17 protein-coding genes and 4 tRNA genes are annotated in these 15,045 nt (G+C 45.0%); 4 read left to right on the top strand and 17 right to left on the bottom strand.

All coding sequences use genetic code 11. The annotated features are described in order from the left end of the window. Positions 1-55: 55 nt before the first annotated feature. Together PGW99_RS03285 and rpoD are read right to left on the bottom strand one after the other, a co-directional pair. Positions 56-343: a YbeD family protein gene (locus PGW99_RS03285; protein WP_273778681.1), complete on the bottom strand. Its 288-nt coding sequence runs from the start codon at positions 341-343 to the stop codon at positions 56-58. A 98-nt stretch (positions 344-441) separates the two neighbouring features. Beyond that, positions 442-2,322, bottom strand: coding sequence for an RNA polymerase sigma factor RpoD (rpoD, locus tag PGW99_RS03290; protein ID WP_273778682.1), 1,881 nt, complete (start codon positions 2,320-2,322; stop codon positions 442-444). 372 nt (positions 2,323-2,694) lie between these two features. Here rpoD and PGW99_RS03295 point away from each other — a divergent pair, with 372 nt between their 5' ends. After that, positions 2,695-2,901, top strand: a complete 207-nt coding sequence (locus PGW99_RS03295) for a PA3496 family putative envelope integrity protein (RefSeq protein WP_273778683.1) — start codon at positions 2,695-2,697, stop codon at positions 2,899-2,901. A 69-nt stretch (positions 2,902-2,970) separates the two neighbouring features. Next, on the top strand, positions 2,971-3,495 hold the full coding sequence (locus PGW99_RS03300; RefSeq protein WP_273778684.1) for a YecA/YgfB family protein: 525 nt from the start codon (positions 2,971-2,973) through the stop codon (positions 3,493-3,495). A 74-nt stretch (positions 3,496-3,569) separates the two neighbouring features. On the opposite strand, the gene PGW99_RS03305 is transcribed toward PGW99_RS03300, so the two are convergent. The 3 genes from PGW99_RS03305 to trhO all read right to left on the bottom strand — a co-directional run bounded on the left by PGW99_RS03305 (position 3,570) and on the right by trhO (position 5,728). Then, positions 3,570-4,178 carry a DedA family protein gene (locus PGW99_RS03305; protein ID WP_273779418.1) on the bottom strand — a complete coding sequence of 203 codons (609 nt, stop codon included), beginning with the start codon at positions 4,176-4,178 and terminating at the stop codon, positions 3,570-3,572. A 73-nt stretch (positions 4,179-4,251) separates the two neighbouring features. Continuing rightward, positions 4,252-4,533, bottom strand: coding sequence for an FUSC family protein (locus PGW99_RS03310; protein ID WP_273778685.1), 282 nt, complete (start codon positions 4,531-4,533; stop codon positions 4,252-4,254). 262 nt (positions 4,534-4,795) lie between these two features. After that, positions 4,796-5,728: an oxygen-dependent tRNA uridine(34) hydroxylase TrhO gene (gene trhO / locus PGW99_RS03315; protein ID WP_273778687.1), complete on the bottom strand. Its 933-nt coding sequence runs from the start codon at positions 5,726-5,728 to the stop codon at positions 4,796-4,798. A 117-nt stretch (positions 5,729-5,845) separates the two neighbouring features. Between trhO and PGW99_RS03320 the strand changes: the two genes are divergently transcribed. Further along, the gene (locus PGW99_RS03320) at positions 5,846-6,340 is read left to right on the top strand and encodes a DUF1289 domain-containing protein (RefSeq protein ID WP_273778688.1); all 495 of its coding nucleotides are present in this window, start codon (positions 5,846-5,848) and stop codon (positions 6,338-6,340) included. 76 nt (positions 6,341-6,416) lie between these two features. On the opposite strand, the gene panD is transcribed toward PGW99_RS03320, so the two are convergent. From panD to PGW99_RS03375, 11 genes are all read right to left on the bottom strand, one after another. Next, positions 6,417-6,797, bottom strand: a complete 381-nt coding sequence (gene panD / locus PGW99_RS03325; RefSeq protein WP_273778689.1) for an aspartate 1-decarboxylase — start codon at positions 6,795-6,797, stop codon at positions 6,417-6,419. 146 nt (positions 6,798-6,943) lie between these two features. After that, the gene (gene pth / locus PGW99_RS03330; protein WP_273778690.1) at positions 6,944-7,525 is read right to left on the bottom strand and encodes an aminoacyl-tRNA hydrolase; all 582 of its coding nucleotides are present in this window, start codon (positions 7,523-7,525) and stop codon (positions 6,944-6,946) included. Between the two features lie 22 nt (positions 7,526-7,547). Next, positions 7,548-7,844, bottom strand: a complete 297-nt coding sequence (gene rplY / locus PGW99_RS03335) for a 50S ribosomal protein L25 (protein ID WP_273778692.1) — start codon at positions 7,842-7,844, stop codon at positions 7,548-7,550. A gap of 99 nt (positions 7,845-7,943) precedes the next feature. Continuing rightward, entirely contained in the window at positions 7,944-8,897 is a 954-nt protein-coding gene (locus tag PGW99_RS03340) for a ribose-phosphate pyrophosphokinase (RefSeq protein WP_273778694.1), read from the bottom strand. 36 nt (positions 8,898-8,933) lie between these two features. Then, a tRNA-Gln gene (locus PGW99_RS03345) sits at positions 8,934-9,008 on the bottom strand. Between the two features lie 92 nt (positions 9,009-9,100). Beyond that, a tRNA-Gln gene (locus tag PGW99_RS03350) sits at positions 9,101-9,175 on the bottom strand. A gap of 20 nt (positions 9,176-9,195) precedes the next feature. After that, a tRNA-Gln gene (locus PGW99_RS03355) sits at positions 9,196-9,270 on the bottom strand. Positions 9,271-9,300: 30 nt separating this feature from the next. Then, positions 9,301-9,375: transfer RNA gene (locus PGW99_RS03360), tRNA-Gln, on the bottom strand. A gap of 1 nt (position 9,376) precedes the next feature. Then, complete coding sequence (gene ispE, locus PGW99_RS03365) at positions 9,377-10,207, bottom strand: 4-(cytidine 5'-diphospho)-2-C-methyl-D-erythritol kinase (RefSeq protein WP_273778696.1); 831 nt, start codon at positions 10,205-10,207, stop codon at positions 9,377-9,379. Between the two features lie 9 nt (positions 10,208-10,216). After that, positions 10,217-10,801, bottom strand: coding sequence for a lipoprotein insertase outer membrane protein LolB (lolB, locus tag PGW99_RS03370; RefSeq protein ID WP_273778697.1), 585 nt, complete (start codon positions 10,799-10,801; stop codon positions 10,217-10,219). Positions 10,802-10,809: 8 nt separating this feature from the next. Further along, a complete protein-coding gene (locus PGW99_RS03375) occupies positions 10,810-12,522 on the bottom strand; it encodes a tetratricopeptide repeat protein (protein ID WP_273778698.1) in 1,713 nt (570 codons plus the stop codon). A gap of 78 nt (positions 12,523-12,600) precedes the next feature. Between PGW99_RS03375 and hemA the strand changes: the two genes are divergently transcribed. Then, positions 12,601-13,884: a glutamyl-tRNA reductase gene (gene hemA, locus PGW99_RS03380; protein ID WP_273778699.1), complete on the top strand. Its 1,284-nt coding sequence runs from the start codon at positions 12,601-12,603 to the stop codon at positions 13,882-13,884. Positions 13,885-13,920: 36 nt separating this feature from the next. On the opposite strand, the gene PGW99_RS03385 is transcribed toward hemA, so the two are convergent. Beyond that, a complete protein-coding gene (locus PGW99_RS03385; protein WP_273778701.1) occupies positions 13,921-14,991 on the bottom strand; it encodes a maleylacetate reductase in 1,071 nt (356 codons plus the stop codon). Between the last annotated feature and the right edge of the window lie 54 nt (positions 14,992-15,045).

Here is a 15,045-nt window from a genome sequence, read left to right on the forward strand (position 1 = left end):
CAGACCTGGTCAAAACGGAAAAACCAGATGGGACACATCTGGTTTTGAGAAAATATTAAAGCGCAGTTCGAATATGTGGGCAAGCGGCCAGATCGGCGTAGAGCGCATGCACCTGTTCCAGTTCTTCAAAACGCAACTGAGCCGTCAAGGAATGATACTTCCCGGTGCGAGAGGCTTGTATTTGTAGGGTTGTGTGATCAAAATCCGGAAAATGCTTGATCAGGATTTCAACAACAGCGACACGTAATTCATCACCCGCATTACCAATGAGTTTGATGGGATAGTCCATCGGAAATACCCAAAGGTCTTCACGAAGTTCACGAGAGGGAGTACGGTCAATCATAGGTCACCTAGTGCAGTTAAAACGCCTGCAGGAGCAGGCGTTTAAGAAAACTTTTAATAAGATGGGGATGAGCCATCAAAGTTCAAGGGGTTCAGAGATTAGTCATTTTCCAGGAATGAACGCAAATGTTCAGAACGGGAAGGGTGACGTAATTTACGCAAAGCTTTGGCTTCAATCTGACGGATACGTTCACGGGTCACGTCAAACTGTTTACCCACTTCTTCCAAAGTGTGGTCTGTTGGCATATCAATACCAAAACGCATTTTCAGAACTTTTGCTTCACGTTCGGTCAGATTTTCCAGAACTTCACGTGTTGCTTCTTTCAAGCCTTCTGAAGTCGCAGCATCAATCGGAGAAGTGATGTTGCTATCTTCAATGAAATCACCCAAATGTGAATCTTCATCATCACCAATCGGGGTTTCCATTGAGATTGGTTCTTTAGCAATTTTCAACACCTTGCGAACTTTTACTTCGTCCATTTCCAGACGTTCACCGAGTTCTTCCGGTGTTGGTTCACGACCCATTTCCTGTAACAACTGACGTGACACACGGTTGATCTTGTTAATGGTTTCAATCATGTGTACCGGAATACGGATGGTACGCGCCTGGTCGGCAATCGAGCGGGTAATCGCCTGACGGATCCACCAGGTGGCATAAGTCGAGAATTTGTAACCGCGACGGTATTCAAACTTATCTACGGCTTTCATCAGACCGATGTTACCTTCCTGAATCAAATCGAGGAACTGCAAACCACGGTTGGTGTATTTTTTCGCAATCGAAATCACCAGACGTAAGTTGGCTTCGACCATTTCTTTTTTGGCACGGCGTGCTTTCGCTTCACCAATCGCCATACGTTTAGAAATGTCTTTGATTTCGCTAACTGTAAGACCCAGTTCTTTTTCGATATCGGCAATTTTTTGTTGGAACGCCAAGACATCTGGACGTACTTTTTCCAGGTGGGCTTTGATTTCAGGGGCAGCTTTGGCAATTTGTGTTTCTAACCAGGCTGGATTTGATTCCTGTCCTGGGAATGAAGTACGGAATTGAGTACGATCCATACGACCACGACGTACGGCATAGCGCATCACTTCACGTTCAGAATGACGGATTTGGTCATGCGTACCACGAATCATTTCAGAAATGATGTCAAACAGACGCGGTGTGAACTTAAACATCATGAATACTGCTGCAAGTGCTTCAAGCGCAGCATTCGCCTGTTCACTGTTACGGCCATATTGCTCAATTGTCGCCTTGGTATTTTTCCAAGCTTCTTCTAATTCAGCAAAACGGACTTTAGCAACTTCTGGATCTGGACCTGAATCACCTTCGGAATCATCATCCGATTCAGATTCTTCATCTTCGTCATCATCATCGAGTTTGACTTCTTTGGCTGGTGTGCTGTCTTCTTCTTCATCGTCGAGTTCAGCCTCTTCCAAGACTTCCGGAATTTCCTCATCCGTTTCTGGATCGAGATAGCCTGAAAGGATATCGGCAAGGCGTCGTTCGCCTACCAGAAAATCATTATATTCTTTGAGCACCACTTCAACGGCATTTGGCCAGTAAGCAATTGAATTGAGAACGTCACGAATGCCTTCTTCAATGCGTTTTGCAATGCTGATTTCGCCTTCACGGGTGAGCAGCTCGACCGTACCCATCTCACGCATGTACATACGCACAGGGTCGGTGGTACGGCCAGGTTCATTTTCCACAGAGGCCAATACAGCGGCTGCTTCTTCTTCGGCAACCTCATCCGCTGCTTCAGCGGTGTCTTCGAACATGGTGTCATCAGATTCAGGTGCACGCTCATGAACCGGAATACCAACGTCCTGAAGCATCTGGATGATGTCTTCAATCTGTTCACTTTCCGTGATGGAGTCCGGCAGATGATCGTTAACCTCAGCGTAGGTTAAGTAACCTTGTTCTTTGCCTCGGCTAATCAGAGCCGCTACTTGAGAAGTAGGGGAATGCATATCGCTCATCTTTGCTTACTCTTCGTTGAATCTGTGGCGGTGAAAAACCGTGCATGATAGCACAAATCGAGTTAAATGGTTTTGATTTGGTTATTCAAGCATGATTTTATAAATTTATTTGATTTCACAATGGTCTAAATATTGGGTTGTAATGGTTTTTTTCAAGTCACGTCTCTGCCAATCCTCTGCAATTTTTCCTGATGCTTAGTATTAAAGAAAATCATGAGATAAGGAGAATTATAAATACACAATTTCTTTGTCGAAAAAAAGCGCAAAAATGCATTTATATGAGAAAAAAATAAATAAAACTTGACAACTTATTTGAAGCCGGATAAATAGCGCCTAGACCCATTCACATTTTTTCGTTATGAGGTAGTTTTAGTGTCTTCTACAGATTTTGAATTAGATGATAACTACGGTGATGATGAGGTTGGTTTCGATGAGTCATCTAGTAAAATTAGTGCAAAAGAATCGTTGGAAAAACGTCGCTTAATCGATGACTTACTTGCACAACGTCGTTTAGAGCGCGAGCTCAAGGATTTCGATTACGATTTTGAAGACGATGAAGATTTTGATGACGAAGACTAACAAAATCACATTGGGCATGGCGACAGGGAGTGCTATGCTTGTCAGCATATTTTTTGAGTTGGATAAAACATGAGTGCTTTAGACCTAGACCTATTGAGTGATTATCTAGACGGTGACCAAAACGAGTATGGTCTAGATTTTGCTGCGACTCATGGTTTTTTATGTGCCATTGCAGTGGGGCCGAAATTTGATAAATGGCTGGATGAGTTGTTTGAAGGCAATCAGAAAAAAGTGCCTGCAAATATTATTGAACAGGTCAATGCCTGGTTAGGCTCCATTCGCCAAAATCTTGCCAATGAAGAAGGGATTGAGTTTCCTTTTGAAATTGAAGAAGCAGATGTTGATTCAAGCCTCGGTGACTGGTCTGTGGGCTTTGTGGATGCCATGTTCCTTAATGAAGAAGCCTGGTTTACTGAAGAGTTCGAAGAACAATTGGTCGATTTAACACTGCCAATCATGGTGTTTAGTGGTATTGATGAGGAAGATCCACAAATGGAATCTTTCCGTCGCAATGGCCAATTGATGGATGAACTGGCAGAAGAAATTCCAGATAACCTGAATGAACTGTATTTGATGTATCACACACCAAATTAATGCGCTACTGAAGTTAAAAGAAGCCTCAAAAGAGGCTTTTTTTATGTCTGTAAATTAGTATCTAAAGCCGAGCATTATTGAGAACGGGACAATTTACGGATCAGGTAAATCAAGCCGACCAGTGCTAATAAGCCGAGAATAACATTGCCCGACTGACTCAGGATTTGATTCATCAGTTCGAGATTTTCACCAAAGTAAAAGCCGACACACGCCAGAAATGTGGTCCAGATGATCGTGCCTAAGGCACTATAAAACATGAATTTCCAGAAGGGCATATGACTCATGCCTGCTGGAATGCTAATCAACGAGCGCACAGCAGGAATCATCCGGCCAAAAAAGACGATACGGTGACCATAATGTTCAAACCAGTCGAGCGCTTTTTCTACATCCTGAGCTTTGATCATCAAATATTTACCATAGCGTTCAGTCCATTCAAATAAGCGTTGATGAGAAACTTGACGACCTAATAGATAAAATACTGCTGCTGCTACTAGTGAACCAAAACTCCCAGCAATAATGACGCCTATCAAGGTTAATTCACCACGTGCTGCGACAAAACCCGCGGAAGGCATGATCAGTTCAGAGGGAATTGGTGGAAAGATGTTATCCAGAAACATCAGCAGGGCTATCCCTAGATAGCCCAACTGTTCCATGATTGAAATAACCCATTCATCCAGGTTCATGTGGTGCTTCATCTCAGACAATCCAGTAATACATTATTCTGAATCGAATTCACCACAAAAACCAGAGGCCGCTTTAATCCTGATAATGTACCAGGGTGTAGATATATACTTTACGTAGCAGATAAGCTAAAGCCCAAGGAATAGAGGCTAAAAGGGCAACTTGCCAGGCAATCGGTTCAATATGGTAACCAATGAACAAGGCCAGAATTGCGCCGATGATGGTTCCCATCACCACAATAAAAAAATGTGGTTGCTGATTGAGTTCGGCGGTACGGCTCGCGATCAGGGCAAGCTCTTGGGCACTGCGCTGTTCCCGTACACTTGGATTATATTCGGTGTGTTCGGTCAGCTGCATGAGTCTGTGTTTCCGTCGTGAAAGTTGCACCGTTTTTGTCATAATGCTCATCCTTTTTTATTGTTATGTTGTGTTCTTGCCAAGTGAATCACGTTCCTTAGCTTAGCTGTAGCATAACAAGCACATTGAACAATGCAACCGGATTTTTATGCAGAAGAGTTTCTAAATTTTTTGTATTGTTTTATAAATCATGTGATTATGCGTAAAAAAACCGCCCCATATTGAGGCGGTTTTTACATCAGCTTTACACTGGCTAATCTAATTACAAACGCTTACGTTTTGCTGCCGCAATCTGTGACTGACGCATGCGGAAGCCTGCTTTTTGCTTTTCTGTAGTTTTCTCGATGCAATAGACACAAGAAACACCATGTTCATAGCTTGGTAATGTGACCTCTTCTGGCGTGAGTGGCCAGCCACACGCATGACACTTACTGTTAATTCCTTCTTCGACACCGTGAGTCACTGCGGTACGGCCATCAAATACGAAACATTCACCTTCCCATAGACTTTCTTCAGCTGGGGTTTCTTCCAGGTATTTCAGAATACCGCCTTTGAGGTGATAGACTTCCTTGAAACCTTCCTGCAACAATAACGAAGTTGATTTCTCACAACGGATGCCGCCGGTACAGAACATGGCGATCTTTTTATCTTTATGCTGTTCCAGGTTTTGTTTTACATACTCTGGAAATTCACGGAAAGTTTCGGTTTTAGGATCAATTGCGCCTTTAAAGGTGCCTGCTTTATATTCGTAATCATTACGGGTGTCGATGAGAATGACATCATCACGTGCAATTAGTTCATTCCACTCTTTAGGGTCGAGATAGTGGCCCACCAAATCACGTGGTTTGACCGGTACCCCCAGCGTTACGATTTCTTTTTTCAGTTTGATTTTCATTTTACGGAACGGTTTATCCGAACTGTGGGATTCTTTATATTCCATTTCGGTAAAACCTTCATTGAGCAGGAACTGATGAACCTGATCAATCGCCGCACGGTCACCCGCAACAGTACCGTTAATGCCTTCACCTGCTACAATCAGAGTACCACACAAATTGATGCTGCCGACGAGATCAAGAAGACGTTGCTGTAATGCAGCAGGATCCTGTACTTCTTTAAATTGATATAGTGCGGCAACAACCCAATCTGAGGTCGCTGGCTGTTCTACAGGTGCAAGCTGTTCTACAGTAGCGTTCATGGAGTACTCCAAATATGTTAATTAGGATAAAATTTCAGGCGCACATTTTAGCCTGTATTGAATGAAGAAGCGAGAAAACCAAGTAAATTACCTGGTTTTTCTGGTAAGGAGTAAATTTTGAAGAATGACGATCATCTGCCTGCTTTAACGCCATGTGCAGGGCGCTGCTCTACCGTGTTTGGTGATCAGGTTTGTCGGGGTTGCCGCCGTTTTAATCATGAAGTCATTCATTGGAATACCTATACAGCTGAACAGCAACTTGCTGTATGGCAGCGTTTAGATAGCCAGCTGGATCAGATTTTGGTCGCCATGCTGCCTTCTGCTCATCCCCAGCAGGTTGATGCTTTTATTTCCAGTAAACGGGTACGTTTATTACCGAATGCCAGTTGGGGGCGTAAGCTTTACCATGCACTGAGACTCTGTGAAAAAAACCGTTATCTGGCAGAGCAGAGCGGGTTAGGGCTGACCGCAGAGCAAATACAGCCCTTTTGGCAGGAATTTGAACGGCGGATTCTGGCTTTGGCGCAGGCCAGTTATGACTTGGCGTGGTTGCGTGCAGATGGAATCCATCATCATCTGCTGGAACAGTTGGCTGAAGATGAATCTGTTTAAATTGTAGCAGCGTGATCTTATTTAAAAATAAAAAAACCCGTTATTAACGGGTTTTTTACTGATCCGATTGGTAATCTTAAGCGACTTGCACCGGAATGCAGTTGGCCGTGTGATTCACGGTATTGTCTGGGTTGGCGTATACCAAACGTGGTTTGTGAATATTGGCTTCTGCTTCGGTGAAATCACCAAAAGTCGCAATAATCACGAGGTCACCGACATCTGCTTGGTGCGCTGCACCACCATTCACGGAGATGATACCTGAATTGTTTTCACCACGGATTGCGTAGGTGGTGAAACGTTTGCCATTGGTCACGTTCCAAACATGGATTTCTTCGTATTCGCGAATTCCTGCTAAATCCATCAAAACGCCGTCAATTGCACAAGAGCCTTCGTAGTGAAGCTCTGCATGGGTAACAACTGCACGGTGAATTTTGCATTTTAATAAACGAGATAGCATGGCTAGCGTCTCCTTAGTCGACCTAAGATCTTTATCTTATGGTTAAATCAATCACGTCTTAGCGGATCAGTGATCAGCAAAAAGCGCATTGTGCTCTTAAAACAGTCACATGGCAAGTCTTGATTGTTTAACGATGAATCCATTTTTTAATTGGGTTTATAAGCATTAATCTGATTCATGGCTTGGGCAATGTCACCGCTAACGAGTAGTTTTACTCGTGACATGGCATGTGCAATTGCATCATCCATTAAGTCTTGTTCATTGCGGGGTGCTTTGCTCAGTACATGTCCAGAAACACGCTCTTTTGAACCTGGATGTCCAATTCCAATACGTAAACGATGGAAATTAGATCCAATGTGCGGGACGATATCGCGCAAACCATTATGCCCGCCATGACCGCCACCGCTTTTGAGACGAATAACACCTGGATTCATGTCCAGTTCATCATGCGCGATCAGGATTGACTCTGGGGCAATTTGATAGAATTTGGCGAAAGGCACAACACTTTGACCGGAACGGTTCATAAAGGTTGTGGGTAAAAGCAGACGAACGTCTTGACCTTCGATATTGCCTCGACCGCTGATTCCATGGAATTTAGGGTCGGCTTTGAGAGTAATGCCATATTTTTCTGCGAGGCTTTCGACAAACCAAAAGCCTGCATTATGGCGGGTTTGGGCATATTCCTTACCCGGATTGCCCAAACCAACAATTAGCGAAATATTTGACACTAATTTACGCCTTTAATCACACTTATGCGCGTTTGAAGTCAGCGTGCATAGGCGTATTTTTAGAAGGGTGACGTTGTAACGCTTGGATTTTCACGTTTTCAACTTTGTCACCTACTTTAACTTCAACAACTTCTTCAAAGAAAGCATTGCTTTCAAGTGCTTTTACAAGCTCGCGAAGTTCTAGAGTTACTGCTACAGGTTCAGCATCACCACCGTAGATGATTGCTGGAACTAGCGCTGCACGACGAAGGCGGCGGCTCGCACCTTTCCCTTGTTGAGCTTCTTCACGCGCTTGAGCGTTTAATACGAAGTTTGCCATGATAGACATCCTTTTAATGAGTTTAAATAAACTAGATCTGCGACCAATCTAGTGATAGAAAACCCCGCCAGAAGGCAGGGTTTGAAAAAATCTGCGCTATTATAGATAACTATCAAACATTGCGCTAATAGATTCTTCGTTATTAATGCGACGAATCGTTTCAGCAACCATGCTTGCAACAGAAACCTGACGGATTTTGCCAAGTTCAAGTGCTTCGGCTGATAGTGGAATCGTATCAGTCACGACCAGCTCATCGATTACTGAATTCTTCAGGTTTTCAATGGCTTTGCCGGATAGCACTGGGTGAGTTGCATATGCAATAACTTTGCGCGCACCAAAAGTTTTCAGTGCATCTGCTGCTTTACACAAGGTACCTGCGGTATCCACCATGTCATCGACAATCACACAGTCACGGCCTTTTACGTCACCGATCAAGTGCATTACTTGTGATTCATTGGCTTTTTGACGACGTTTGTCAATGATCGCAAGATCAATGTCGCCCATTTGTTTTGCTACTGCACGCGCACGAACTACACCGCCGACGTCTGGTGAAACGACCATCAGATTGTCATGCGACTGTTGACGAAGATCAGCAAGCAAGGCTGGTGTACCGTAAATGTTGTCTACCGGAATATCGAAGAAACCTTGGATCTGATCGGCATGGAGATCGATCATCACCACACGGTCAATTCCAACAGTCGTCAACATGTCGGCAACAACTTTGGCAGTGATTGGCACACGGCTAGAACGTGGACGACGGTCCTGACGAGCATAACCGAAGTAAGGAATGACAGCAGTAATACGGCCAGCACTTGCACGACGTAGCGCGTCTGCCATGACCAAGATTTCCATGAGGTTGTCATTGGTTGGGGCACAAGTAGGCTGAACGATGAAAACGTCTTTACCACGAACATTCTCAGTGATTTCAACTGCAATTTCACCGTCAGAAAAACGGCCTACAGAAGCTGCACCTAGAGGAATGTGTAAATGGCTTACGACTTTTTGGGCGAATTGTGGATGAGCATTTCCACTAAAAACGACAAGATTGGGCATGAAGCACCCTTGGCGGTTGGCATGTATGAAATTAGATGGCAGGGGCGGCTGGATTCGAACCAACGGATGGCGAGATCAAAACCCGCTGCCTTACCACTTGGCGACGCCCCTAATGCGGCAGAACTTTAATATTTTTGCTGTGTTATGTCAAGTTGATTTGATCAACAAGCAATCGACTGCGGTTCTGTCTTTTTTCAAGAGAATGGCAGGGGCGGCTGGATTCGAACCAACGGATGGCGAGATCAAAACCCGCTGCCTTACCACTTGGCGACGCCCCTAAGGTGATGTGATTTTTGTATGGCAGGGGCGGCTGGATTCGAACCAACGGATGGCGAGATCAAAACCCGCTGCCTTACCACTTGGCGACGCCCCTAATACAAAAAACATCTACAGGTGAAATTGATGGCAGGGGCGGCTGGATTCGAACCAACGGATGGCGAGATCAAAACCCGCTGCCTTACCACTTGGCGACGCCCCTATCAGGTAACCTTAAACTGATTCAATGGTGACTCATTTAAACTATGAACCAGGTAAGTTTTACATGGTGCATTTTTTAGAATTTCATCAATATTCATTTCAGCGGTTACTTCAGTAAAAACACAAGCACCTGTACCTGTAAGTTTTGCAATGCCGAACTGATCGAGATATTGCATCGCTTCATCGACTTGTGGGTATAACGTTCGAGCCAGAGGTTCAAAGTTATTGCCAAAGTCAGATGGCTTTAACTGATAGGCGCAAAATTTAGAGGGCTTTGTGTTTCTTGTCAACGTTTTTTGTGAAAAAAGCAGTTGAGTGCTGATAAAACAATCAGGTTTCAGCACAATGTATTGTTTGGGTTCTAAGTCAATGAATGTTAAGTGTTCACCGATGCCTTCTGCCCAGGCATTGCGACCCTGCACAAAGATCGGTACATCGGCACCCAACTTGACACCCAGCTCTGCCAGTTGATCGGTCGTTAAGCCACATTGCCAGAGTTGATTGACCACGATCAAGGTTGTGGCCGCATTGGAGGAACCCCCGCCTAAACCCGCACCCATCGGGATATTTTTCTCGATCTTGATGTCTAGTCCGGTGATTTTTTGCGCATACGGTTTAAGCAACTGTATGGCTTTGTAAATTAGATTATTGTCCAGCTCGACACCGTCAATCCCCGCAATACAAATGGTCTGATCCTGCCGTGGGCTGAATTCGAGCCAGTCATACAGGTCAATCAGCTGAAAAATACTTTGCAGCTCATGATAACCATTGTCACGACGGCCAGTGATATGCAAAAACAGGTTGAGTTTGGCAGGAGAAGGTACACGAATCATAAACAGGCATCATTCACGGTTTTGAATCAGCATTGTAATACGGTTTTCCTGACCTGATTCAAGTGCTTGTTTTAAAATCAGCTTGCTGGGTAACAAGGCATTTTCATCATAGCTAAGGTTGACGACCCAGCCATCTTCAATAATCTGCAACGGGCGCAGGAGTTGATCTTTATTTAACTGGGCATTTAAGGTTGCTGGACGTGCTTGAACCCAGTGCACCAGATGGCTGATAGGGGCTTGCCATCCTGTGGCACGTTGCAGCAGTTCCTCTGCAGTTTCTGCCTGAATCAGTCCCGTTTTGGCACTATTTAGTGTGACTTGTCCAGGTTTTCCTTCAATTTGAGTTTTACCTACCCCTAGAATGCCGCTGAGTTCGATGTCAAAATTGTCCTGTTGCTGTGCCCAGCTAAAAAAAGCGCTACCGGATTGTTGTGGGGTTCTGACCCCAATTTTGCCTTGTAAACTAAACTGATTCTGCACTTGCGGTGTTTGACTTTCAGTAGGTGGCTGCGGTTTGACATATTGCTGACAGCCCGTTAGCAATAAGCTGCCGGTTGCACACAGGGCTAGACACAATTTGTGAAAATGACGCATGGCGATGCTTAACTCTTGTGGGATTTTGCAGGTAACAATAAGCTATCTAATTGATCTAATTGCGGATCATTTGGATGCTTTTGTTTTAATTGTTGTAACACATTAGTAAATTTTTCCATGTCACCCAGCATAAATACAGCTTTGGCAAAGCGTACGCCAATATTGAGACTGTTGCTGATCTGGTAGGCCTTCTCTAAAACATTTGCCGCTGTCTCATAGTCATTCTGCAAAAAGGCGATATAACCCAATGTATCCAGAATGGAGGCCTGTTCCGGTGCATATTCCAACGCATGTTCTGCATAGCCGCGGGCTTCATCCAGACGCCGATTTTGTAATGCCAGGGTATAGGCATAGGCATTTAAATAAGTGGGGCTATTGGGTTCAATTTGCAACAGTTTCTTTAAGGTTTGATCAAGCAGAACTTTATCCTGGAAGGGATCGAGTAATAAAACTTGTGCATAAATCAGTTCTGGATCATCGGGCAGGTTTTTGATGGCTTCATCCAGCAAACTGAGCGCGGCTTTCTTGTTGCCCATTTTTTTCAGAATTTCGGCTTGGGCCTGATACAGGAAGCTGGCATGTTGCGGATAGTTCACCCGCTCTTGTGTGAGAAAACGCAGGCCGTCTTCCAGTTTGTTTTGTTTGTCAAAGATGGTGATCAAATTGCGGCGTGAAACGGTATATAGACTCCCATCTACCAGCCGGTAATAGGCTTTGGCGGTTTCAAAATGCTGCTTACGTTCAGCATTGATGGCCAGATAATAATAGGCTTCATTTTGATATTGATTGGAATAGCGTAATGCCACCAGATATTGTTCTGCCTTGTCATATTCTTTTAGGTCAATACTGGTTAATCCTGCAATAAACAAGGCTTCTTCGGCATTCGGCCATTTCTTTAATAAGTTTTCCAGCTTACTTAAGGCTTGTTCTGGTTGGTTGACCTTGATCAAATAGCGGATTTCGGCCAATTGTACATCTTGATTTTTTTTATGCTTACGGCTGGATTTTGCAAACCATTTCAGCGCAGCCTCTTCATCCCCCTGGGCAATGAGCAGATTGGCTTTCATCAGGATAAAGCCTGTGACATCAGGACGTTTACGCAATGCACGGTTAATGGTGCTTAAGGCTTGCTCTAGCTCGCCATTTTGTGCTTCGAGACCTGCGATTAACACCAAAATCGATGGATTATGTTTTTCTTTGCTTGAATGTAAGGTGCGCAGCAAATCTTCCCGATCTGTTGGTGTTTCCGGGGCAATACCCGCCAAAATTTGTTCGAGGTCGGCATTTGGATCAATAGTGAGAATCTTATCCAGCGTTTGGGCTGCCAGTTGATATTCGTGAGCCCTCAGCGAAATATGTGCGAGATAAAATAGCGCAGGTACATCTTCGGGTTCTTGTACCACCCAGTGTGTTGCAATATCTAAAGCCGCTTTTAAATCATTTTGTTCTAAGGCGACATTTAAAGCTCTCTGGCGTACCACGGTTGAATTGCTTTTAATCGCCAGAACCGTATAGTTATGTAAAGCCGTGGGAATATCATGAGAGGCAAGAGAAAACTCGGCGATCATGCTCTGTTTTATGGCATCAAGGTGGGCAGTGGCATGGTAGATTTCTCCAGATGCTCTCACTGGAACACTAGAGGCCATGCTTCCCACCAATAAGAATGTGGTAGAATATTGCTTAATGGTCATGCCGTAATGCCGGCCGTTGATTTGACGCAATTTTTCTTGTTCCAAGTAATGCTTTTTATGACACCAATGTTGCACAATAGCATAAATTTAGCGAAATGATGATCTGATATGTCTTTCTTTGCATTGGGTGTCAACCATCAAACCGCGTCAGTAGAACTACGTGAGCAAATTGCTTTTAACGCCGAGCGCTTAAGTGAGCTGCTTGCCGAACAAAGCCATCATGGCGAACTGAACGATCTGGTCGTGGTTTCTACCTGTAACCGCACCGAAGTGTATGCCATGGCGGACAATGCTGATATGGTATTGGAATGGCTCGCCCGTGCAAATGGCCTCGATGTTCAGCAATTGTTAAAACATGTCTACCGTTATGAAAATGGTCAAGCGGTCAATCATTTGATGCGGGTGGCCAGTGGTCTTGATTCGCTGATGTTGGGTGAGCCGCAGATTCTCGGGCAGGTTAAAACTGCTTTATCGCTGGCCAAAGAGGCACATACTGTTTCTACTCAGTTGAACCGGATCTTTGAATATTCTTTTTATGCCGCTAAACGGGTGCGCTCCGAAACTGCCGTGGGAAGCCATGCCGTTTCTATGGGCTATGCTGTTGCACAGTTAGCCACCCAAGTCTTTAGTCAACCAGAAAAACTCACCGTGATGGTGGTCGCTGCCGGTGAAATGAATAGTTTGGTCGCCAAACACCTCGCTGAAATGGGGGTGGCTAAAATTCTGATCTGTAACCGTACCCGTGAACGTGCCGAGCAACTGGCACAGGAAATCATGCATCGGGCCGAGGTGGAAATTGTCGATTTTGCAACCTTGGCCGCCAATTTGCATCGTGCGGATGTGGTGTCAAGCTGTACCGGAAGTCTGCATCAGGTGATTGGTTATGCCGATGTCAAAGCGGCATTAAAAAAGCGCCGTTATCAACAGATGCTGCTGGTGGATCTGGCTGTGCCGCGGGATATTGATCCGAAAGTGGAAAATCTCGATGGTGTTTACTTGTATGGTGTAGATGACCTGCAAAGTGTGATCGATGATAATTTGGCGCAACGTCGTCAGGCCGCGGTAGAAGCCGAGCTGATGGTTAGTCAGCTGGCAACGCAATTGATGACCCAGCAAAAAGTCAAACAGGCGGGTCAAACGATTCAGGCCTATCGCGCCCAAGGTCAGCAGTTGGCACAAACTGAGTTAGAGCATGCACTTCAGGCCTTGCAACAAGGCGCGGTTGCACCGCAGGTGTTACAAGAATTTGCTCATCGTTTGACACAAAAATTGCTCCATCCCACCTCATTGCTGCTACGTCAGGCTGCCCAATCCGAAGATCCGGCTTATATGGAGTGGATGCAGCAGGAGTTGGTAGATATTTTGGCCCATCAACGTTCAACTAAAAAGTAACCCCATCTGATCCCTCATCAGATTGGGGAGATTAATTTAGAGTGGACGTGTACCAGTGTAAGCCTGCTCAAGCAGCGTGACTAGATCCTGTTGGGTAAAAGGTCGGGGATTCCAGTAGGGATTCGCCAGCGCCAATGTTGCTGCTTTTTCAAGATCAGCGGCTTGAAAGTCCAGATCTTGCAGTCGTGTCGGTGCATTGATGTCCTGAATAAAATCAAACAAGGCTTGCCCTGCGCTTAATGTGGGTTTGCCAAGTGCATGGCTGATGATTGGGGTGATTTCAGGGCGTGCCACTTCATTAAATGCGATCGTATGCGGTAATAAAATCGTATGTGTTGCTGCATGCGGTAGATTAAAGCTGCCTCCCAAGGTATGGCAAAGTTTATGATGCAAAGCCATACCCACATTGCCGAGTACCGTACCACATAACCAGGCTCCATAAAGGCATTGTGAGCGCGCATCGAGATCTGCTGAATCCTCTTGTAGCTGTTTCATGCCTTGTGCCAGTGCACGGATGCCTTCTTGAGCCAGCAGATTCATGATGGGGTTGCCATCTTGTGCATATAGGCCTTCTGCGGCATGGGCTATCGCATTTATACCGCTAGTCATGGAAACCTCTAGTGGTAACTGAACAGTTAAGGCAGGATCATAAATTACGGTTTTCGCCAATACGCGCGGATCTTTACCCGTTTTTTTACTTTGCTGCGTGGTAATACCATACACAGCGGTCATCTCAGAACCCGCATAGGTTGTTGGAATGACAATAATGGGTAAACTCGTTTCCAGTGCAATCGCTTTGGCCAGCCCTGTGGTAGAACCACCACCTATCGCAATCAGACAATCAGCTTGTAACTGTTCTGCATGGGCTTGTGCATCCCGAGCAATTTCAAGCGGCACATGCATCTTGGCCTGGTCATAAATTCCCGCAGCGTTACCACCCAGTAACTCACTGACCTGTCGTGCAAGCTTGATTTGTCCTGGGGTCGACAAGATTAACGCACGTTGACCGTTTAATCGGGCAACCTCTTCAGGCAGTTGCTGTAAGCTACCCGTACCAAAAACAACACGGATGGGTTGGGCTTGATAAATAAAAGGATTGAGTGGCATCCGTAACAGCTCCTGATCTAAATAAATTGACGCTCAAGTGAATGGTTTATGGCT

It is taken from the genome of Acinetobacter sp. GSS19 (assembly GCF_028621895.1).
Taxonomy (GTDB): Bacteria; Pseudomonadota; Gammaproteobacteria; order Pseudomonadales; family Moraxellaceae; genus Acinetobacter.